We start from the raw sequence: 20,965 nt of genomic DNA, 5'->3' as shown, positions 1-20,965 counted from the left end.
CCTCCAACGCTTATTAGCCAAGGAGCCAGTCATGGGTTTGCTGATCGAAGGACACTGGAAAGACCAGTGGTACGAAAGTAGCGCAGACGGCGCATTCCAACGGGAGCAGGCGCAACGCCGGAACTGGGTGACCGCCGACGGCGCACCTGGCCCGAGTGGCGAAGGCGGCTTCAAGGCTGAAGCCGGCCGTTATCACCTCTACGTCTCCCTTGCCTGCCCGTGGGCCCATCGCACTCTGATCCTGCGCAAGCTCAAGGGCCTGCAAAGCCTAGTCGATGTGTCCGTGGTCAGCTGGTTGATGCTGGAAAACGGCTGGACCTTCGACAAGGCCCACGGCTCGACCGGCGACAAGCTGGATGATTTCGACTTCATGCACCAGCGCTATACCGCCGACACGGCCGACTACACCGGGCGCGTCACCGTGCCGGTGCTGTGGGATAAAAAGCTGAAACGCATCGTCAGCAATGAATCGGCGGAAATCATCCGCATGTTCAACAGCGCGTTCAATGAATTGACCGGCAACACCCTGGACTTCTACCCAGAGCCGCTGCGCGCAACCATCGACGCGCTGAACGAGCGCATTTACCCCGCCGTGAACAACGGCGTATACCGCGCAGGCTTCGCTACGTCACAGCAGGCCTATGAGAGTGCGTTTGATGACGTGTTTGCCGAGCTGGATCACCTGGAACAGCATCTGGGCAAACATCGGTACCTGGCCGGTGAATACCTGACCGAAGCCGACGTGCGCCTGTTCACCACGCTGATTCGCTTTGATGCGGTGTATTACAGCCACTTCAAATGCAACCTGCGCAGGATTGCCGATTATCCGAACTTGTCGAATTGGCTACGGGAGTTGTATCAGTGGCCGGGCGTGGCCGAGACGGTGGATTTTGCGCATATCAAGGGGCATTACTATGCGAGCCACCGCACGATCAACCCGACGGGGATTGTGCCGAAGGGGCCGGTGCAGGAGTTTGATGGGCGACATGACCGAACACAACTGAACGGTAAAAGTGTCTGTAGCTGATAAGTCACTGTGGTGAGCGGGCTTGCCCCGCGTTGGGCTGCGAAGCAGCCCCACTAAAAACGCCGAGTTCTTTCAGAAAGAACTCGGCGTCTGGTTTTGGGGGCTGCTGCGCAGCCCAACGCGGGGCAAGCCCGCTCACCACAGAAAGACAGTCCACCACAGTAGTGCTGTCAGACTTGGGACTGCGCGCCTTCAAACCACTTCAGCTTCTCGCGCAACACCACAACTTCACCCACGATCACCAATGTCGGCGCATGCACTTCATGCTCCGCCACCATGCGCGGCAGGTCCGCCAGGGTGCCGGTGAACACGCGCTGGTTGGACGTGGTGCCCTGCTGGATCAACGCCGCCGGGGTATCAGCGGCACGGCCATGCAGAATCAACTGTTCGCAAATAATCGGTAAACCGATCAGGCCCATGTAGAACACCAGGGTCTGCGATGGGCCCACCAAGTCATGCCAAGGCAGGTCCGATGTACCGTCCTTCAAATGCCCGGTGATGAAGCGCACCGACTGCGCATAGTCGCGGTGAGTCAGCGGAATCCCGGCATACGCCGCGCAACCGCTCGCCGCCGTGATCCCGGGCACCACCTGGAAAGGAATGCCGTGGGCCGCCAGCTCTTCGATTTCTTCACCACCCCGCCCAAAGATGAACGGGTCGCCACCCTTGAGGCGCAGCACGCGCTTGCCTTGCTTGGCCAGGTCCACCAATTGCTGGTTGATCTGGTCCTGCGGCACGGCGTGATCGGCGCGGCGTTTGCCGACGTAGACACGCTCGGCGTCGCGGCGGCACAGTTCGAGAATCGCGGGGGCGACCAAGCGGTCGTACAGCACCACATCGGCCTGCTGCATCAAGCGCAGCGCACGGAAGGTCAGCAGGTCGGGATCACCCGGGCCTGCGCCCACCAGGTAGACTTCGCCCGGCGCATCCGGCGGTGCACCGTTGACCTTTTCGATCAACAGACGCTCAGCCTCAGCACCCTGCCCGGCCAGTTGGCGGTCAGCAATCGGGCCCTGGAAAACATCTTCCCAGAACGCCCGGCGCTGCTGCACATCCGGGTAAAGGCTTTTGACCTGGGCACGAAAACGCGCTGCCAAACCGGCCAGTTGGCCGTAAGTGGACGGAATCCAGGTTTCCAGCTTGGCCCGGATCAAGCGCGCCAGCACCGGCGCATCGCCGCCGCTGGACACTGCGATCACCAAGGGTGAACGGTCGACAATCGCCGGAAAGATCACACTGCACAAGGCAGGCGCGTCGACCACGTTGACCGGTACACAGCGACGCTTGGCATCACTGGACACTTGCGCATTCAGTGACTCGTCGTCGGTGGCGGCGATAATCAGGGTGCAGCCATCGAGGTCGGCCTCCTGATAACCGCGCAAAATCAGTTCCCCGCCACTGCCCAGCACCAACTCGTTGAGCTGGTCTTCGATCTGGGGAGCAACCACCCGCAGCAACGCACCGGCGTCGGCCAGCAGCCGGGATTTGCGCAAGGCAATCTCCCCGCCACCGACGACCAACACACGACTGCCGCGCAGGTTATGAAACAGCGGCAGAAATTCCATTTAGCCGATGACCTCAACGCCCGCCATGTACGGCTTGAGCACTTCCGGCACACGGATCGAACCGTCGGCCTGCTGGTAGTTTTCCAGCACGGCTACCAGCGTACGGCCCACGGCCAGGCCGGAACCGTTGAGGGTGTGCACCAGTTCCGGCTTGCCGGTTTCCGGGTTACGGAAACGCGCCTGCATGCGACGGGCCTGGAAATCACCGCAGTTGGAGCACGACGAAATCTCGCGGTACTTGTCCTGGCTCGGCACCCACACTTCCAGGTCGTAAGTCTTCACGGCGCTGAAACCCATGTCGCCAGTGCACAGCGCCAAGACGCGGTACGGCAGTTCCAGCAGTTGCAGAACGCGCTCGGCGTTGGCGGTCAGGCCTTCCAGGGCTTCCATCGAGGTCGACGGCTCAACCACCTGCACCATCTCGACCTTGTCGAACTGGTGCTGGCGGATCATGCCGCGGGTGTCACGTCCCGACGCGCCTGCTTCACTGCGGAAGCACGGGCTGTGGGCCACGAACTTGATCGGCAGTTGCTTGGCGTCGAGGATCTCGCCGGCCACGATGTTGGTCAGCGAGACTTCGGCGGTCGGGATCAGGTACAGGTCGGCTTCGCCGTCGCGGCTGATCTTGAACAGGTCTTCTTCGAATTTCGGCAACTGGCTGGTGCCCATCAGCGCCGGCGCCTGCACCAGATAAGGGGTGTAGGCTTCTTCGTAGCCGTGCTCGCCGGTGTGCAGGTTGATCATGAACTGCGCCAGAGCACGGTGCATGCGCGCGATCGGACCGCGCAGCAAGGCAAAGCGTGCGCCGGACATTTTCGCTGCGGTTTCGAAATCCAGGCCGCCGGTCAATTCGCCCAGGGCAACGTGGTCCTTGATCTCGAAATCAAAGGCGGTCGGCGTGCCCCAGCGGCGCACTTCGACGTTGCCGTCTTCGTCTGCACCCACCGGCACGGATTCGTGCGGGATGTTGGGAATGCCCAGCAGGATCGAGTCCAGCTCGGTCTGGATCTTGTCCAGCTCGACCTTACCCTCGGACAGCTCGGTGCCCATACGCTCGACGTCGGCCATCAACGGCGCGATGTCTTCGCCGCGCTGCTTGGCCTGACCGATGGATTTGGAACGTGCATTGCGCTCAGCCTGCAGTGCTTCGGTGCGGGTCTGGACGGTCTTGCGCTGTTCTTCCAGCGCTTCGATGCGCGCGACATCCAGGGCAAAGCCACGGGAAGCCAGGCGGTCCGCTACGTCCTGAAGGTTGCTACGTAACAGTTTGGAATCGAGCATGTCGGTCTCTCGTTTATCAAAGTTTGGTCAAGGACAGGCCAGCCCAAGTGGCGAGCAGCCCGCCGAACACGCTGATGCCCAGATAACCGAAAGCTATCAGGGCTTGCCCGCTTTCGAGCAGGCGCAGCGTATCCAGTGAAAAGGATGAAAAGGTCGTCAGACCGCCTACAAAACCGACAATCAAGCCGGCACGAATTTCAATCGGCACTTCCGGGCGCAACAGGAACCAGCCGTACAGCAAGCCGATGATCAGACAGCCCACCAGGTTGACCGCCAGGGTCGCCGCATAAAAATGCTTCGGCCAATTGGCGCTGACCCATGTACCGGTGGCGAAACGCAATAATGTACCAGCGATGCCGGCTACGGACACGGCAAGAATGGTCTTGAGCACTACTTTCTCCGTTGTTTGGGGCTGAGGCGATCGAGTTGAGCGAGGTGATTGAGCTTTTCACCAATCTTCAGCTCCAGCCCACGGGGCACCGGCTGGTAGAACGGCTGCGGCTCAAGGTCATCGGGAAAGTAGTCTTCACCGGCGGCATAGGCGTCCGGCTCATCGTGGGCATAGCGGTATTCATCACCGTAGCCCAGTTGTTTCATCAACTTGGTCGGCGCATTGCGCAGGTGCAGTGGCACTTCCAGCGAACCGTGTTCGGCGGCCGCGCGCAGTGCGGACTTGAAGCCCATGTACACCGCGTTGCTCTTCGGCGCACAGGCCAGATACGTAATGGCCTGGGCCACCGCCAGCTCGCCTTCCGGGCTGCCGAGGCGCTCCTGCACTTCCCACGCGGCGAGGCACAGGCTCAGGGCGCGCGGGTCGGCATTGCCGATGTCTTCGCTGGCCATGCGCACCACACGGCGCGCCAGGTACAAAGGGTCGCAGCCGCCGTCGATCATCCGCGCAAACCAGTACAACGCACCGTCCGGGTTGGAACCGCGCACGGACTTGTGCAGTGCGGAAATCTGGTCGTAGAAGGCTTCGCCGCCCTTGTCGAAGCGCCGGCGCGTGTCGCCGAGCAAGCTTTGCAGCAGGTCTACGCCAATCTCGCTGTTGTCTTCGGCCAGGTCGGAGGCGTTTTCCAGCAGGTTGAGAAAGCGCCGCCCGTCGCCATCGGCGGCACTCATCAAAATCTTGAACGCTTCGTCGCCCAGGCTCAGCTGGCGTTTGCCCAGGCCCTTGTCTTCGCCCAACGCGCGGTGCAACAGCTTGCGCATCGCCGCTTCGTCGAGGCTCTTGAGCACATAGACACGTGCTCGCGACAACAAGGCGTTGTTGAGTTCAAACGAGGGGTTTTCGGTGGTGGCGCCGATGAAAATCAGCGTGCCGTCTTCAACGTAGGGCAGGAACGCATCCTGTTGCGACTTGTTGAAGCGGTGCACTTCGTCGACAAACAGGATGGTGCGCTTGCCGTATTGCCCGGCCTGCTGCTTGGCCACATCCACCGCCTGGCGAATCTCCTTGACGCCAGCGAGGACCGCCGAGACCGTTTCGAAGTGCGCATCCGAGACTTTCGCCAGCAGGCGCGCCAGGGTGGTTTTACCCACGCCCGGCGGCCCCCAGAAAATCATCGAATGCAACGCACCCTGCTCCAGGGCTTCGCGCAACGGCTTGCCGCGAGCGAGCAGGTGTTCCTGCCCAACGTACTCGTCCAGATTGGTCGAGCGCAAACGCGCGGCCAGCGGCTGAGAGATCGGGTCACTTCGAAACAGGTCCATGGGCAGCGTTTGAAACCTCTAGGCAGTTTATTCCTGGATCACGTCGGCACCCTTGGGGATGTCGAACTTGAACTTGGACGCCGGCACCGGCTCGTTGGCCTTGACCCCGGAGAACAGGATATCGGTGCGCTGGCCGACGCTGTCGATCAGGCGCATGTTGTTGATCACACCGTTGCCGAAGGACAGGTTCAGGGTGTCGAACAGCGTGTCTTTGGATTTCGGCTTGAGCGTGAACTCAATGACGTTGCTGGTCTGCTTGGAGGTAATCTCGAAGCTATCGTTGATTTTCGACACGTCACCCGACAACAGCAGCGCCGGTGTCTGGTTCAGGCGTGGATCGAGCTTCTTGATGGTCGCCTGCTCCAGGTCCGGGTCCCACAGCGTGACCTTCTGGCCGTCGGAGACGATGGTCTGCTCGGACTTGCCTTCGGTGTGCCAGTAGAACAGCCCAGGGCGTTGCACGGCCATTTCGCCTTCGGTTTGCTGCAACTGGGTGCCACCGGCATCCAGGGTCAGCTGGGAGAAGCGCGCAGTCAGGGTCTTGGATTTGTCCAGCAGGTTGGTCAGGCTGGCGACGGACGCCGGGTCGGCGTGCGCCGAAACAGCGGTCAGGGCCAGTGCCGGCAACAACAGCATGCGGATAAGACGCATGGGAGTCCTCATTGAGTAGTCAGGGCGTGCCGCGTACTGCCACGCGGCACGGGATCAGTCGCGCATCTGCCCGGGGGCGATGACTTCACGCGAGCCGTTGGTATTCATTGCAGTCACGACGCCAGCGTTTTCCATGGCTTCGATCATGCGGGCGGCGCGGTTGTAGCCGATTTTCAGCTTGCGTTGCACCGCAGAAATGGACGCGCGGCGGCTTTCCAGTACGAAGGCCACGGCTTCATCGTACAGCGCGTCAGTTTCGGCATCGTCATCACCACCACCGCTGCCGCCGTCGAAGCCGCTGCCGGCCTCTTCAACACCGGCGAGGATGTCGTCGTTGTATTCCGGCGCGCCACGCAGTTTCCAGGCTTCCACCACACGGTGAACTTCGTCATCGGACACGAAAGCGCCGTGAACACGGATCGGCAGGCTGGTGCCGGGCGGCATGTAGAGCATGTCACCGTGGCCCAACAGTTGCTCGGCGCCGCCCTGGTCGATGATGGTGCGCGAGTCAATCTTGCTCGATACCTGGAATGCCATCCGCGTCGGAATGTTGGCCTTGATCAGACCGGTGATCACGTCCACCGACGGCCGCTGGGTGGCGAGAATCAGATGGATGCCGGCCGCACGGGCCTTCTGGGCGATACGTGCGATCAGCTCTTCAACCTTCTTGCCGACGATCATCATCATGTCGGCAAATTCGTCGACCACCACCACGATGGTCGGCAGCTTGGTCAGTTTCGGTGCTTCGTCGTGGATGCTTTCACGCCGGTACAACGGATCATCAATCGTCTCGCCGCGCTCGTGGGCTTCCTTGATCTTGGCGTTGAAACCCGAGAGGTTACGCACGCCCATCTTCGCCATCAGCTTGTAGCGCCGCTCCATCTCGGCCACGCTCCAGCGCAGGGCGTTGGCGGCGTCTTTCATGTCAGTAACGACCGGGCACAGCAGGTGCGGAATGCCTTCGTAGATCGACAGCTCAAGCATTTTCGGGTCGATCATGATCAGCTTGGCGTCATCCGGGCCGGACTTGAACAGGATCGAGAGGATCATCGCGTTCACGCCCACGGATTTACCCGAACCGGTGGTACCGGCCACCAGCAAGTGCGGCATTTTCGCCAGGTCAGTGATCACCGGCTTGCCGCCGATGTCGTGACCCAGGGCCAGGGTGACCGGCGATTTGAAATTGTCGTATTCCGGCGTCGACAGCACTTCGGAGAAGCGCACGATCTGGCGGTCTTCGTTGGGAATCTCGATGCCCACGGTGGTCTTGCCGGGGATGACTTCCACCACGCGCACACTGGTCACGGCCAAGGAACGGGCCAGGTCTTTCGCCAGGTTGGAAATACGGCTGACCTTGACGCCTGCCGCCGGCTGGATTTCGTAACGGGTAATCACCGGGCCAGGGTGGATCGAATCCACCGTGACTTCAACGCCGAACTCCTTGAGCTTGATTTCCAGCAGGTGGCCGACGGCCGCCAGCGACTCGGGGGAATAGTTGAGTTGTTTCTTTTCAGCCGGGTCGAGAATCGAGATCGGCGGCAAGGTGCCTTCGACGGCGCTGTCGACAAACAACGGCGCCTGTTTCTCTTTCTGCACGCGGGCACTTGGCTCCGGCGCCTTGGCCGGGGCCGGAGCGATCACGGGTGGCACCTGCTTCTCGCGGTCCGACATGTGCTTGCTCAGGGCCTGCTCGCGCTCGATCAAACGCTCCTTGACCTTGGCCTGCTCGCGCCGGTCCGGCGTGCTCGGGGCAACCACCTCGTTGACACGGGTATCGACCTCACGCAACTGCGCCACCATGCGCTTGCGGTCGACCCGGGCCGACCACCAGCGGTTGGCGGCGCCCTGGAACAGCTCCAGCAGGTCGAGGGTGATCTTGCCGGTCACGTCCATCACCTTGAACCATGACAGGTCAGTGAACACGGTGAGGCCGAACAGGAACAGCGCGATAAACATCAGCGTGCTGCCCTGGATATTCAGGGTCCTGCGCGCCAGGTCGCCGAGGCTTTCGCCCAACGCGCCGCCCGCGCCCGCCGGCAAACCGGTCGGCGCGTGGAAATGGATATGCGCCAATGCGGCGCCGGACAGTACGAGAAACACCAGGCCGATCAGGCGCCAGGAGAACAGCCAGCCGCTCCACTGCCACGGCTCGTGACGCTGGCGGAAAATCTGCCAGGTCTTGATCGCCAGCAGCAACGGGAAGATGTAAGCGAAGTAACCCAGCACCATGAACAGGATGTCGGCGCTGTAGGAACCGGCAGGGCCGCCGAAGTTCTGCACGTCTTCGATCTTGCTGTTGTGGCTCCAGCCCGGATCGTCCTTGCCGTAAGTGAGCAAGGCCATCATCAGGAACAGGCACAGCGCGCCGATGGCGATCAGCGCACCTTCCTTGAGGCGGTAATGCAGGTGCTGACGCCAGGCCGGCACGACTGCTGCTTTGGGTGTTGCGGCGGATTTCTTCAAAACGGGTCTATTCCTGCGCCTTTAGCGCGTCCATCTGTTGAATGACTGTGAATACTGCCCAATCCGGACAGCTGAAAAATGAACGAGCGTCGTTGAATCTATTTTTAACACTGGATGATGCATCGGTGAAATGGCGATAACGCCACAATGCCCGCATTGTACGGGTTTGCGTCGGCGATGCCACGTACTTGCCTCTCACCCGGCAGCCTGGACAATTGAAGTGTCACAGCGTGTTCAATTTGAGCATGCATTGTCTTTGCTGACAAAGGCTTATGAGGTGTTTTTACGAATCAAGGCAAGCTTGGCAATTGGCCTTCACCGCCCAGCCCCGTTTACGACCACGCCTCAGGCACAGAGTTGCAGAAACACCCGTTCACGCTTATCCACGCCAATGCCCGATTCAGGCTGGCCCAATGGCGCTGCGTCGACAATAATCCCCCCATTACGGCAGGCGACATTCCTGCCACTCCCCTCCCCTACCGTAAGCCTGGATACCATGCTGACCTGGTTGCAACGTGACTCCCTGACATTTCCGCCATTGGCCAAAGCCATGCGCGAACCCAATGGCCTGCTGGCTGCCGGTGGCGACCTGTCGGCCGAGCGATTGATTCAAGCCTATCGTCATGGCTGCTTTCCATGGTTTTCGGACGGCCAGCCGATCCTCTGGTGGTCGCCGGACCCGCGCACCGTGATTTTCCCCGACGAGCTGCATGTATCCCGCAGCCTCGGCAAGCTACTGCGCCAACAACGCTACACCGTGACCTTCGACAGCGACTTCGCCGCCGTCATAAAGGCCTGCGCGGCGCCCCGCGCCTATGCCGACGGCACCTGGATCACCGAAAGCATCCAGAGCGCCTACCTGGAGCTGCACCGGCGTGGCTATGCGCACTCCGTGGAGGTATGGGACAACGGCGAACTGGTGGGCGGCCTGTACGGCCTTGCAATGGGCCAGCTGTTCTTTGGCGAGTCCATGTTCAGCCGCGCCGACAACGCGTCCAAATTCGGCTTCGCCACCCTCACACGGCAATTGCAGGCCTGGGGCTTTGTGCTGATCGATTGCCAGATGCCCAATGACCATCTGCACAGCCTCGGCGCCCGCGCCATTCCGCGAGATGACTTCGCCCGCTATTTGCACAAGCATTTGGATGAACCCAGCTCTGGACCGTGGGTTTCCTAGGCGACTTGCGCGCACCTGGCTTACACTTATTTCAAAGCTTATCCCGAGGGTTGATCATGACCGAGCTGGCGCGCTTGAAGTTCTATGCCACTCAAGCCCACTCTTGCAGCTATCTGCCCGACGAGCAGGCCACCACGCTGTTCCTCGACCCCAGCCAGCCCATGGACGTGCACGTGTACGCCGACCTGTCGGAGATGGGGTTCCGGCGCAGCGGTGATCACCTGTACCGCCCCCACTGCCAGAACTGCAATGCCTGCGTTCCGGCGCGCATTCCGGTGGCGCAATTCCTGCCGGATCGCAACCAGAAGCGCATTCTCAAGCGCAACGCCGACCTGACGATCACTGCTACCAAGCCGCATTTCAGTGAAGAGTATTTTGACCTTTACCAGCGCTACATCGAACAACGCCATGCCGACGGCGATATGTTTCCGCCCAGCCGCGATCAGTTTTCGACGTTCCTGGTGCGCGACCTGCCCTTTTCGCGGTTCTATGAATTTCGCCTCGACGGTCGTCTGGTGGCCGTTGCCGTGACCGATTTGCTGCCTAACGGGCTGTCGGCGGTCTACACCTTTTATGAACCCGCCGAAGAGCGCCGCAGCCTGGGGCGGTTCGCCATCCTCTGGCAAATCGGCGAAGCACTGCGCCTGGAACTGGAGGCGGTGTACCTCGGCTACTGGATCAAAAACTGCAAAAAGATGAACTACAAGACCCAATATCGGCCCATAGAACTGCTGATTAATCAAAGATGGGTCACGCTTAACTAGAACCTCTTGGCTTAAACACCCTTTTTCGGGCACAATGCACGCCGCTTTTGCCTGGCGCAGTTGCACCGGGCCATTCACTGGATACCGAGGGCTTTACTGCATGTCGAAAGAAGACAGCTTCGAAATGGAAGGCACTGTCGTCGACACCCTGCCCAACACCATGTTTCGTGTGGAGTTGGAAAATGGGCACGTCGTAACCGCGCATATCTCCGGCAAGATGCGCAAGAACTACATTCGTATTCTTACCGGTGACAAAGTGCGCGTCGAGCTGACGCCCTATGACTTGAGCAAAGGGCGCATCACTTACCGCGCTCGCTAAGCAAGTCAATACAAAACGCCCGGTTATGCCGGGCGTTTTTGTGTGCGTGCCATTTACCAGTCACCGCTTGACCCCATGTGGGGGGGGGGGCGGGCTTTTGTGGGAGCGGGCTTGCTCGCGAAAGCGTCGGGCCAGCCAATAGATGTGTCGATTGACACACCGTCTTCGCGAGCAAGCCCGCTCCCACATTTGATCATCTGTGACCGAAAGATAGCGCCCGACCTTATAAAGCAAAAAGGCGCTTTTAGGCGCCTTTTTTGCTTTATTGCTGTCAGCGATCAGGCCATTTCGGCCGTGGTCTCGAACTCGAAGGTCAGCTCGCCGTCCTTCAGATCGATATGCACCACGCCACCATGGTCGGACAACTCGCCGAACAGGATCTCTTCAGCCAATGGCCGCTTGATCTTGTCCTGGATCAGACGTGCCATTGGGCGTGCGCCCATTGCCGCGTCGTAGCCACCCTCGGCCAGCCAATTGCGCGCCGCATCGGTGACATCCAGCTGCACGCGCTTGTCTTCCAACTGCGCTTGAAGCTCGGTGAGGAACTTGTCCACCACGCTTTTGATGACCTCATGGCTGAGGCGACCAAACTGGATAATGGTGTCCAGGCGGTTGCGGAACTCCGGCGTAAAGCTCTTCTTGATCACTTCCATGGCATCGGAAGAGTGATCCTGATGGCTGAAGCCGATCGAAGCCCGCGCAGCCGTTTCGGCACCGGCGTTGGTGGTCATGATCACGATCACGTTGCGGAAATCCGCTTTGCGCCCGTTGTTGTCGGTCAGCGTGCCGTGGTCCATCACCTGCAACAGCAGGTTGAAGACTTCCGGGTGCGCCTTCTCGATTTCATCGAGGAGCAATACGCAGTGCGGTTGCTTGGTGATTGCTTCTGTCAACAGGCCGCCCTGGTCGAACCCGACATAGCCCGGAGGCGCACCGATCAGGCGCGACACGGTGTGACGCTCCATGTATTCGGACATGTCGAAACGTACCAGCTCGATACCCATGGCCTTGGCCAGTTGGCGCGCAGCTTCGGTCTTGCCGACGCCGGTAGGGCCTGCGAACAGGAACGAACCGACCGGCTTGTCCGGCGACTTGAGGCCCGCACGCGATAGCTTGATCGCGGTGGACAGCGCGTCGATAGCCGCATCCTGACCGAACACGGTGAGCTTGAGGTCGCGCTCCAGGTTACGCAGCAGCTCCTTATCGGAACTGTTGACGTGCTTAGGCGGAATTCGCGCGATCTTCGCCACGATGTCCTCGACCTGAGGCACATCGATGCGCTTCACACGCTTCTCGACCGGCTGCAGGCGCTGATAGGCACCCGCCTCGTCGATCACGTCGATGGCTTTGTCCGGCATATGGCGGTCATTGATGTAACGCGACGCCAGCTCGGCAGCTGCACGCAACGCTTCATCGGTGTACTCGATGCCGTGGTGCGCCTCGAAACGCCCCTTAAGGCCGCGCAGGATACCGATAGTGTCTTCAACCGAAGGTTCGGACACATCGACTTTCTGGAAGCGACGCGCCAAGGCACGGTCCTTCTCGAAAATACCGCGGAACTCCTGGAACGTGGTCGAGCCGATGCAGCGGATATCACCCGACGACAACAGCGGCTTGAGCAGGTTGGAGGCGTCCATGACCCCACCCGACGCGGCACCGGCGCCGATAATGGTGTGGATCTCGTCGATAAACAGGATCGCCTGCGGGCGTTTTTTCAGCTCGCCGAGCAACGCCTTGAAGCGCTTCTCGAAATCGCCACGGTATTTGGTCCCGGCGAGCAACGCGCCCAGGTCCAGGGAGTAGACGACACTGTTGGCCAACAGGTCAGGCACCTGGTTGTCGACAATGCGCTTGGCCAGGCCTTCGGCAATCGCGGTTTTACCCACGCCAGCCTCACCCACCAGCAACGGATTGTTTTTACGACGGCGCGCGAGGATCTGCGCTACACGCTCAACCTCAAGCTCACGCCCCACCAGCGGATCAATCCGCCCCTGGCGCGCCAGTTCATTGAGATTGCTGGCATAGGCATCCAGCGGGTTGCTTGAAGAAGAAGACTCGCCGCCCTCGTCGTCCTGCATATCCTGCTCACCCTCGGAATGATCGCCCTGCCCGGGCACCTTGGAGATACCGTGGGCGATGTAGTTGACGACATCGATACGGGCAACGCTCTGCTGTTTGAGCAGAAACACTGCCTGGCTTTCCTGCTCGCTGAAAATCGCCACGAGCACGTTGGCGCCAGTGACTTCTCGCTTGCCGGAGCTCTGCACATGGAACACGGCACGCTGAAGTACGCGCTGGAAGCCCAGGGTTGGCTGGGTCTCGCGGTCTTCATCATGAACGGGAATAAGTGGCGTGGTGGAGTCGATGAACTCCTGCAGATCATGCTTGAGTTTGTCGAGGTTGGCGCCGCACGCACGCAAAACGGTGGCGGCAGCTTCATTATCCAAAAGTGCCAGCAGCAGGTGTTCGACGGTCATGAATTCATGACGCTTCGAACGGGCCTCCTTGAAGGCAAGATTGAGGGTGACTTCGAGCTCGCGGTTTAACATAGCTTCACCTCATACCCAAGTGGTCGGCGTTAACCGTCCTTCTCGATTTCACAGAGTAGCGGATGCTGGCTTTCCCTGGCGTACTGGTTGACCTGCATGGCCTTTGTCTCGGCGATGTCGCGGGTAAACACTCCACATACTGCCCGTCCTTCTGTGTGAACGGCCAGCATTACCTTGGTCGCCAACTCGCGGTTCAGGTTAAAAAACACCTCGAGCACTTCGACGACGAAATCCATCGGTGTGTAATCATCATTAAACAAAACCACCTTGTACATCGGCGGCGCCTGCAGAGCTGGCTTGGCCTCCTGAACAGCAATGCCTGCAGAACCGTCGTCGTCATGTTCCTGATCCGGGCGATCCTGATTGAATGTTAGTCGAATCTGGCTGTTTGCATGCATGGAAAGAATGGTTCGTCAGTGGTTCAAATACAGTGGTGGGGGCGACCTGTCAGAAATTCAACTCTGACCGACTGGTCGCCTTGACTATCGGCGAAACGGTGTTACAACCAATAGAACCCACAGTGGGTAAAAAAGGTCCGCGCAGTCAACCTTAATTTATTCGGGTTAGGACGGATAAACTGGATGATACTCCAGTGATGGAGTCTGGTGCAGAGGGATATGGCTATGGCTAGCGGTACGGTCAAGTGGTTCAACAACGCCAAGGGTTACGGCTTCATCAACGAAGACGGCAAAAAGGACGAAGACCTGTTTGCGCATTACTCGGCGATTCAATCGGAAGGGTATAAAACACTGAAAGCTGGCCAAGAGGTTTCATTTGAGATTACTCAAGGGCCGAAGGGCTTGCACGCCGTGAATATCCAGGCGCTCATCTCCGCCGGCGCCCCGCAGGAAGGCCACGCTCAAAAATCAGAAAAGCAACTGGCCTGATCAGCCACCGAGCAAACCCCAATTAAAAAGCCAGCCACTCCGTCTCACAGGGGTGGCTGGCTTTTTATGCTTCTGCGTTACATATGCGAAATCAACGCATCCCCAAAGCCCGACGACGACACCAGCTTCGCGCCCTGCATCAGGCGCTCGAAGTCATAGGTCACCGTCTTGGCCGAAATCGCACCATTGGTGCCCTTGATAATCAAGTCAGCCGCCTCGGTCCAGCCCATGTGCCGCAACATCATTTCCGCCGACAGAATCAATGAACCCGGGTTCACCTGGTCCTTGCCCGCGTATTTCGGCGCCGTGCCGTGGGTGGCTTCGAACATCGCCACGGTATCCGACAGGTTGGCCCCGGGCGCAATCCCGATACCACCCACTTCCGCCGCCAGCGCGTCGGACAGGTAGTCGCCATTGAGGTTGAGTGTGGCAATCACGTCATATTCAGCCGGGCGCAACAAAATCTGCTGCAACATGGCGTCAGCGATCGCATCCTTGACCACCACATTCTTGCCGGTTTTCGGGTTTTTGAACTGCATCCAGGGCCCGCCGTCGAGCAGGGTCGCACCGAACTCTTTCTCGGCAATGCCGTAGGCCCACTCCTTGAAGGCCCCTTCGGTGAACTTCATGATGTTGCCTTTGTGCACGATGGTCAGGGAGTCGCGGTCGTTATCCACCACATATTGCAGGGCTTTGCGCGCCAGACGCTCGGTGCCCTCTTTGGAAACCGGCTTCACGCCAATCCCGCAATCCTGATCAAAGCGGATCTTGGTCACGCCCATCTCTTCTTTCAGGAACTTGATGACCTTGATCGCTTCCGGCGAGCCCGCTTTCCACTCGATCCCGGCGTAAATATCTTCGGAGTTCTCACGAAAGATGGTCATGTCCACGTCACCCGGCTTCTTGACCGGGCTGGGCACGCCTTCAAACCAGCGCACCGGGCGCAGGCATACGTACAGGTCGAGTTGCTGACGCAGGGCCACGTTCAGCGAACGGATACCGCCACCGACCGGCGTGGTCAGCGGGCCCTTGATGGACACCACGTAATCCTTGACCGCATCCAGGGTTTCCTGGGGCAGCCAGGTGTCCTGGTCATAGACTTGAGTTGCTTTTTCGCCCGCGTAAACCTCCATCCAGGAGATTTTGCGCTGGCCGCCGTAGGCCTTTTCAACAGCTGCATCGACTACCTTGATCATCACCGGGCTGATGTCGACGCCAATACCGTCGCCTTCTATATAAGGGATGATCGGATTGTCAGGAACATTGAGAGAATGGTCTGCATTGACGGTGATTTTGTCGCCGACTGCCGGAACCTGAATCTTCTTGTATCCCATGTTGAACTCCATCTATGGATTGAACATCTGGCTGCGTTCGAGCCTACTCCAGATAAATGGCGACTGAAACCTCGCGCCATGCTCATTTGCATCGAAAACAGCACATTAAGTCGCCTACAAGCTTCAGACAGAAGGCAAAATCGCCAATCTTGAGCACATCGTGCTTGTTCCGATGTGACGAACTACCTGCGACCTTTAGACCAATGGACGACACACCTTTTGTATGAAGGCTCGGCGTAAGCATAGTGACCTATGTATAATGCCGCCGCTGACCCAAGAGTCACGACGGCGGACCGCTCTAGAACCGGGCCTTCCACCAGAAAGCAGGACTATTACAATAGTCCACCCGCTTGACGCTCGACTGATGCAACCCAACATCACCGCGAAGAAACCTCGACATTTCGCTCATGGATGACTTTGAACGAACGCGCTCCACCCGGCGCATCTCGAGTTTCTGCGCACGCTTTCAGCAAAGAAGAGAGTTAATCCGAATATGCCCACCCGCTCGAAGATCATCTACACCTTCACTGACGAAGCCCCAGCCCTCGCCACCTATTCACTGCTGCCTATCGTAGAGGCCTTCACCGCTTCAGCTGATATTGCTGTGGAAACCCGCGACATTTCCCTTGCCGGGCGCATCCTCGCAAGCTTCCCCGAGCAACTGGGTACCAAAGCCGTTCCGGACCACCTCGCCGAACTGGGCGACCTGGCCGTGACGCCTGAAGCCAACATCATCAAACTGCCTAACATCAGTGCCTCGACCCCTCAGCTGCAAGCTGCGATCAAGGAGCTGCAGGCCTTGGGCTATGCCCTGCCGGACTACCCGGAAACCGTAACCACCGACGCGGAAAAAGAAACCCGCGCACGTTACGACAAGGTCAAGGGCAGCGCCGTGAACCCGGTACTGCGCGAAGGCAACTCCGACCGCCGCGCACCGCTGTCGGTCAAGAACTACGCGCGCAAGCACCCGCACAAAATGGGCGCCTGGGCTGCCGACTCCAAGTCGCACATCGCGCACATGAGCAACGGCGACTTCTACGGCAGCGAAAAAGCCGTGCAGATCGAAGCTGCTGATGCTGTCAAAATCGAGCTGATCGCTCGGGACGGCACCGCGACCGTCCTGAAAGAAAAGACCTCGGTACAAGCCGGCGAAATCATCGACACCGCCGTGCTGAGCAAGAAAGCCCTGCGCGCGTTCATCGCCGCTGAAATCGAAGACGCCAAGAAACAAGGCGTGCTGCTGTCGGTTCACCTGAAAGCCACCATGATGAAGGTCTCCGACCCGATCATGTTCGGCCAGATCGTTGCCGAGTTCTATAAAGACGCCCTGACCAAGCACGCTGACGTGCTGGCCCAGATCGGCTTCAACCTGAACAACGGCATCGGCGACCTGTACGCTCGCATCAAGGCCTTGCCTGCCGAGCAACAAGCGCAGATCGAAGCTGACATTCAGGCGGTATACGCCGCTCGCCCATCGCTGGCGATGGTCAACTCCGACAAAGGCATCACCAACCTGCACGTGCCGAGCGACGTGATCGTCGACGCCTCGATGCCGGCCATGATCCGTGACTCCGGCAAAATGTGGGGCACCGACGGCCAGTTGCACGACACCAAGGCCGTGATCCCGGATCGCTGCTACGCCACCATCTACCAGGCGGTCATCGAAGACTGCAAGGCCAATGGCGCTTTCGACCCGACCACCATGGGCAGCGTGCCAAACGTTGGCCTGATGGCGAAGAAAGCCGAAGAGTACGGCTCCCACGACAAGACCTTCCAGATCAAGGCTGACGGCGTTGTTCGCGTCACCGACAGCAAGGGCACCCTGCTGATGGAACAGGCTGTTGAAGCCGGCGACATCTTCCGCATGTGCCAGACCAAAGACGCGCCGATCCAGGACTGGGTCAAACTGGCCGTCAACCGCGCCCGCGCCAGCAACACCCCGGCCGTTTTCTGGCTGGACCCGAAACGCGCGCACGACGGCGTGGTGGTCGAGAAAGTTCAGGCTTACCTGAAAGATCACAACACCGAAGGCCTGGACATTCGCATCATGTCGCCGGTCGACGCGATGAAGTTCACTCTGGAGCGCACCCGCAAGGGCCTGGACACCATCTCGGTGACCGGTAACGTGCTGCGTGACTACCTGACCGACCTGTTCCCGATCATGGAACTGGGCACCAGCGCCAAGATGCTGTCCATCGTGCCATTGATGAACGGCGGCGGCCTGTTCGAAACCGGCGCTGGCGGTTCGGCACCGAAACACGTGCAGCAACTGGTGGAAGAGAACTTCCTGCGCTGGGATTCCCTGGGCGAGTTCCTGGCCCTGGCCGCTTCCCTTGAGCATTTGGGTGTGACGTACAACAACCCGAAAGCCCTGGTACTGTCCAAAACCCTGGACCAGGCCACCGGCCAGTTCCTGGACAACAACAAGTCGCCATCGCGCAAAGTCGGCAACATCGACAACCGCGGCAGCCACTTCTACCTGGCGCTGTACTGGGCTCAAGCCCTGGCTGCCCAGACCGAAGACACTGCTCTGCAAGCGCAGTTTGCCGAACTGGCCGAAACCCTGACCGCGAACGAAGCAACCATCGTTGCCGAGCTCAACGCCGTTCAGGGCAAGCCAGTGGACATCGGCGGCTACTACTCGCCGAACCCTGAGCTGACCAGCAAAGCCATGCGCCCAAGCAACACCCTCAACGCGGCCATTGCCAAGTTGAAGTAAGGTTGTAAGGATGCAAAGAAGCCCCGGCCCCGCGCCGGGGTTTTTATTTGCGGACACCGTGATATTGCTGAATAAACCGGATCAAAATGTCGGAGCGGGCTTGCTCGCGAATGCGGTGGACCAGTCAACATTTGCAGTGGCTGACACTCCGTCTTCGCGAGCAAGCCCGCTCCCACACTGACTGCACTCCAACCCAAAGACCGCGTCACATTCGGAATCGAGGTTTTAAATGACCTGGCAACCCCACATCACCGTCGCCACCCTCGTCGAAGACAACGGCCGCTTCCTGATGGTCGAAGAACTCAAGGGCGGCCGCGCCGTACTCAATCAGCCTGCTGGCCACCTCGACCCGCATGAAACCCTCACCGAAGCCGCCGTGCGCGAGACCCTGGAAGAAACCGGCTGGGACGTCGAAGCCACCGGCATCGTCGGCATTTACCTGTACACGGCCCCGAGCAACGGCGTGACTTACCAACGGGTCTGCTTCATTGCCAAGGCCCTGAAACACCACCCGGACTATCAACTCGATGAAGGCATCCTGCGCGCCCGCTGGCTGACCCGCGACGAGCTGATGGCCGTACGCGACGACTGGCGCAGCGAGTTGATCATCCGCTGCATCGATGATTATCTGGCCGGCCAGCGCCACAGTCTCGAATTGATCCGCCCTTCTCTTTAGCCTTGAAGGCCTGAGCCTGATAGAATCGCGTCCTTTTTCAAGACACCCGTTGAAACCCTATGCGTGATCCAGCCCCTTCTGACACACAAAAGAAGCGCGTCATCGTCGGCATGTCCGGTGGCGTGGACTCTTCCGTTTCCGCCGTTCTGCTCATGGAGCAGGGTTATGAGGTGGAAGGCCTGTTCATGAAGAACTGGGAAGAAGACGATGGAACGGAATATTGCACCGCCATGGACGACCTCGCGGACGCCCAGGCCGTGTGCGACAAGATCGGCATCAAGCTGCACACCGCCAACTTCGCCGCCGAGTACTGGGACAACGTGTTCGAGCACTTCCTGGCCGAATACAAGGCTGGGCGCACGCCGAACCCGGACATCCTGTGCAACCGAGAGATCAAGTTCAAGGCGTTCCTCGACTACGCCATGATGCTCGGCGCCGACCTGATTGCCACTGGCCACTACGTGCGCCGCCGCGATATCGATGGTCGCACCGAACTGCTCAAAGGCCTGGACCCGAACAAGGACCAGAGCTACTTCCTGCACGCCGTCGGCGGCGAACAGATCGCCAAAACCCTGTTCCCGGTGGGCGAGCTGGAAAAACCCGAAGTGCGCAAGATTGCCGAGAAACACGGCCTGGCCACCGCCAAGAAGAAGGATTCCACCGGGATCTGCTTTATCGGCGAGCGCCGCTTCAGCGACTTCCTCAAGCAGTACCTGCCGGCGCAACCGGGCGAGATCAAGACCACCGACGGTGAAGTCATTGGCCGCCACCATGGCCTGATGTACCACACCATCGGCCAACGCCAGGGCCTGGGCATCGGCGGCTTGAAAGATGCCGGCGAAGAACCGTGGTACGTGCTGGTCAAGGACCTGGAAAACAACGTGCTGATCGTCGGCCAAGGCAATGAGCACCCGCTGCTGTTTTCGGGCGCCCTGCTCGCGTCGGAGATCTATTGGGTCAACCCGATCGACCTGAGTACCCCACGCCGCTTGACGGCCAAGGTGCGCTACCGCCAGAGCGACCAGCCCTGCACCCTGGAAAAAACTGCCACCGGCTACCGCGCCACCTTTGATGACCCGCAGCGCGCGGTCACGCCTGGCCAGTCCGTGGTGTTCTATGACGGCGAAATTTGCCTGGGCGGCGGCGTGATTGAAATCGCCGAAGCCTGGAGCAACCCGGCATGAGCCCGACCCAGGAGCAATTGACGGCACTGGGCGGGGTTTTCCTCGCCGCCGTCCTGGTGGACAAGATTGCCAAGACCGGCCAGGTCACCGAAGCCGGCCTGACCTGCATGCTCGGCAGCCTGCTGATCCGCGACCCCAAGGACACGCTGGAAGTCTACGGCGGCGACGATATCGCGCTGCGTGAAGGTTACCGCGCACTGATCGGCGCTCTGGAGCGCGACCCCAGCACTTTGCAGCGCGAACCATTGCGCTACGCCTTGTCGATGCTCGGCCTTGAGCGCCAACTGGCCAAGCGCGAGGACATGCTCGAGACCATCGGCAAACGCCTGCCGCAGATCCAGTCCCAGGTGGAGCACTTCGGCCCCGCCCACGAAAACGTGATCGCGGCCTGTGGCGCGCTGTACCAGGACACCTTGAGCACCTTGCGCCAGCGTATCCAGGTGCACGGCGACATGCGCAACCTGCAACAACCGAACAACGCCTCGAAAATCCGCGCCCTGCTCCTGGCCGGCATTCGTTCAGCGCGGTTGTGGCGCCAGTTGGGCGGTCATCGCTGGCAGCTGGTGATCAGCCGCCGCAAATTGCTCAAAGAGCTTTACCCGTTGATGCGCAACGAATAAGTCGCAGCAACCCGTTTTTTATAGCCTCACGCGTAA

General features: G+C 59.8%; 18 protein-coding genes. 9 read left to right on the top strand and 9 right to left on the bottom strand.

The window, feature by feature from the left end:
- Positions 1-31 precede the first annotated feature (31 nt).
- On the top strand, positions 32-1,027 hold the full coding sequence (locus AB4P94_RS18845) for a glutathione S-transferase family protein (RefSeq protein ID WP_395606852.1): 996 nt from the start codon (positions 32-34) through the stop codon (positions 1,025-1,027).
- A gap of 170 nt (positions 1,028-1,197) precedes the next feature.
- Here AB4P94_RS18845 and cysG read toward each other — a convergent pair whose 3' ends face one another.
- The 6 genes from cysG to AB4P94_RS18815 are packed head-to-tail and all read right to left on the bottom strand — an operon-like array spanning position 1,198 to position 8,700.
- The gene (gene cysG, locus AB4P94_RS18840) at positions 1,198-2,592 is read right to left on the bottom strand and encodes a siroheme synthase CysG (protein ID WP_395606851.1); all 1,395 of its coding nucleotides are present in this window, start codon (positions 2,590-2,592) and stop codon (positions 1,198-1,200) included.
- Positions 2,593-3,873 carry a serine--tRNA ligase gene (gene serS / locus AB4P94_RS18835; RefSeq protein WP_395606850.1) on the bottom strand — a complete coding sequence of 427 codons (1,281 nt, stop codon included), beginning with the start codon at positions 3,871-3,873 and terminating at the stop codon, positions 2,593-2,595.
- A 16-nt stretch (positions 3,874-3,889) separates the two neighbouring features.
- Positions 3,890-4,264 carry a fluoride efflux transporter CrcB gene (crcB, locus tag AB4P94_RS18830; RefSeq protein WP_105698587.1) on the bottom strand — a complete coding sequence of 125 codons (375 nt, stop codon included), beginning with the start codon at positions 4,262-4,264 and terminating at the stop codon, positions 3,890-3,892.
- Positions 4,264-5,586 carry a replication-associated recombination protein A gene (locus AB4P94_RS18825; RefSeq protein ID WP_395606849.1) on the bottom strand — a complete coding sequence of 441 codons (1,323 nt, stop codon included), beginning with the start codon at positions 5,584-5,586 and terminating at the stop codon, positions 4,264-4,266. The genes crcB and AB4P94_RS18825 overlap by 1 nt, the downstream gene beginning before the upstream one ends.
- A gap of 27 nt (positions 5,587-5,613) precedes the next feature.
- The gene (gene lolA / locus AB4P94_RS18820) at positions 5,614-6,237 is read right to left on the bottom strand and encodes an outer membrane lipoprotein chaperone LolA (RefSeq protein ID WP_016969264.1); all 624 of its coding nucleotides are present in this window, start codon (positions 6,235-6,237) and stop codon (positions 5,614-5,616) included.
- Between the two features lie 54 nt (positions 6,238-6,291).
- The gene (locus AB4P94_RS18815) at positions 6,292-8,700 is read right to left on the bottom strand and encodes a DNA translocase FtsK (RefSeq protein WP_395606848.1); all 2,409 of its coding nucleotides are present in this window, start codon (positions 8,698-8,700) and stop codon (positions 6,292-6,294) included.
- 496 nt (positions 8,701-9,196) lie between these two features.
- Here AB4P94_RS18815 and aat point away from each other — a divergent pair, with 496 nt between their 5' ends.
- From aat to infA, 3 genes are all read left to right on the top strand, one after another.
- Entirely contained in the window at positions 9,197-9,877 is a 681-nt protein-coding gene (gene aat, locus AB4P94_RS18810; RefSeq protein ID WP_395606847.1) for a leucyl/phenylalanyl-tRNA--protein transferase, read from the top strand.
- 56 nt (positions 9,878-9,933) lie between these two features.
- Positions 9,934-10,641 (top strand): arginyltransferase, encoded by a 708-nt coding sequence (locus AB4P94_RS18805; protein WP_395606846.1) that lies wholly within the window; start codon positions 9,934-9,936, stop codon positions 10,639-10,641.
- Between the two features lie 100 nt (positions 10,642-10,741).
- Positions 10,742-10,960, top strand: coding sequence for a translation initiation factor IF-1 (gene infA, locus AB4P94_RS18800; protein WP_002553999.1), 219 nt, complete (start codon positions 10,742-10,744; stop codon positions 10,958-10,960).
- 278 nt (positions 10,961-11,238) lie between these two features.
- Here infA and clpA read toward each other — a convergent pair whose 3' ends face one another.
- Together clpA and clpS are read right to left on the bottom strand one after the other, a co-directional pair.
- A complete protein-coding gene (gene clpA, locus AB4P94_RS18795; RefSeq protein WP_395606845.1) occupies positions 11,239-13,509 on the bottom strand; it encodes an ATP-dependent Clp protease ATP-binding subunit ClpA in 2,271 nt (756 codons plus the stop codon).
- Positions 13,510-13,538: 29 nt separating this feature from the next.
- Positions 13,539-13,907 (bottom strand): ATP-dependent Clp protease adapter ClpS, encoded by a 369-nt coding sequence (clpS, locus tag AB4P94_RS18790; protein WP_005789091.1) that lies wholly within the window; start codon positions 13,905-13,907, stop codon positions 13,539-13,541.
- A 225-nt stretch (positions 13,908-14,132) separates the two neighbouring features.
- Between clpS and cspD the strand changes: the two genes are divergently transcribed.
- Complete coding sequence (cspD, locus tag AB4P94_RS18785; RefSeq protein WP_395611359.1) at positions 14,133-14,396, top strand: cold shock domain-containing protein CspD; 264 nt, start codon at positions 14,133-14,135, stop codon at positions 14,394-14,396.
- A 77-nt stretch (positions 14,397-14,473) separates the two neighbouring features.
- Here cspD and icd read toward each other — a convergent pair whose 3' ends face one another.
- Positions 14,474-15,730 (bottom strand): NADP-dependent isocitrate dehydrogenase, encoded by a 1,257-nt coding sequence (gene icd / locus AB4P94_RS18780; protein ID WP_395606844.1) that lies wholly within the window; start codon positions 15,728-15,730, stop codon positions 14,474-14,476.
- A gap of 493 nt (positions 15,731-16,223) precedes the next feature.
- Between icd and AB4P94_RS18775 the strand changes: the two genes are divergently transcribed.
- From AB4P94_RS18775 to hflD, 4 genes are all read left to right on the top strand, one after another.
- Positions 16,224-18,449: an NADP-dependent isocitrate dehydrogenase gene (locus AB4P94_RS18775; RefSeq protein WP_395606843.1), complete on the top strand. Its 2,226-nt coding sequence runs from the start codon at positions 16,224-16,226 to the stop codon at positions 18,447-18,449.
- A gap of 229 nt (positions 18,450-18,678) precedes the next feature.
- Positions 18,679-19,125 carry an NUDIX hydrolase gene (locus tag AB4P94_RS18770; protein ID WP_395606842.1) on the top strand — a complete coding sequence of 149 codons (447 nt, stop codon included), beginning with the start codon at positions 18,679-18,681 and terminating at the stop codon, positions 19,123-19,125.
- Positions 19,126-19,184: 59 nt separating this feature from the next.
- Positions 19,185-20,309 carry a tRNA 2-thiouridine(34) synthase MnmA gene (gene mnmA / locus AB4P94_RS18765; protein ID WP_395606841.1) on the top strand — a complete coding sequence of 375 codons (1,125 nt, stop codon included), beginning with the start codon at positions 19,185-19,187 and terminating at the stop codon, positions 20,307-20,309.
- Positions 20,306-20,929: a high frequency lysogenization protein HflD gene (hflD, locus tag AB4P94_RS18760; protein WP_395606840.1), complete on the top strand. Its 624-nt coding sequence runs from the start codon at positions 20,306-20,308 to the stop codon at positions 20,927-20,929. Before mnmA ends, hflD begins: the two co-directional genes overlap by 4 nt.
- The last annotated feature ends 36 nt before the right edge of the window (positions 20,930-20,965 follow it).

Origin of the sequence: Pseudomonas sp. B22129 (assembly GCF_044218875.1) — a bacterium.
In the GTDB taxonomy this organism is placed as follows: Bacteria; Pseudomonadota; Gammaproteobacteria; order Pseudomonadales; family Pseudomonadaceae; genus Aquipseudomonas.
This window is presented reverse-complemented; position numbering and strand designations above follow the sequence as displayed.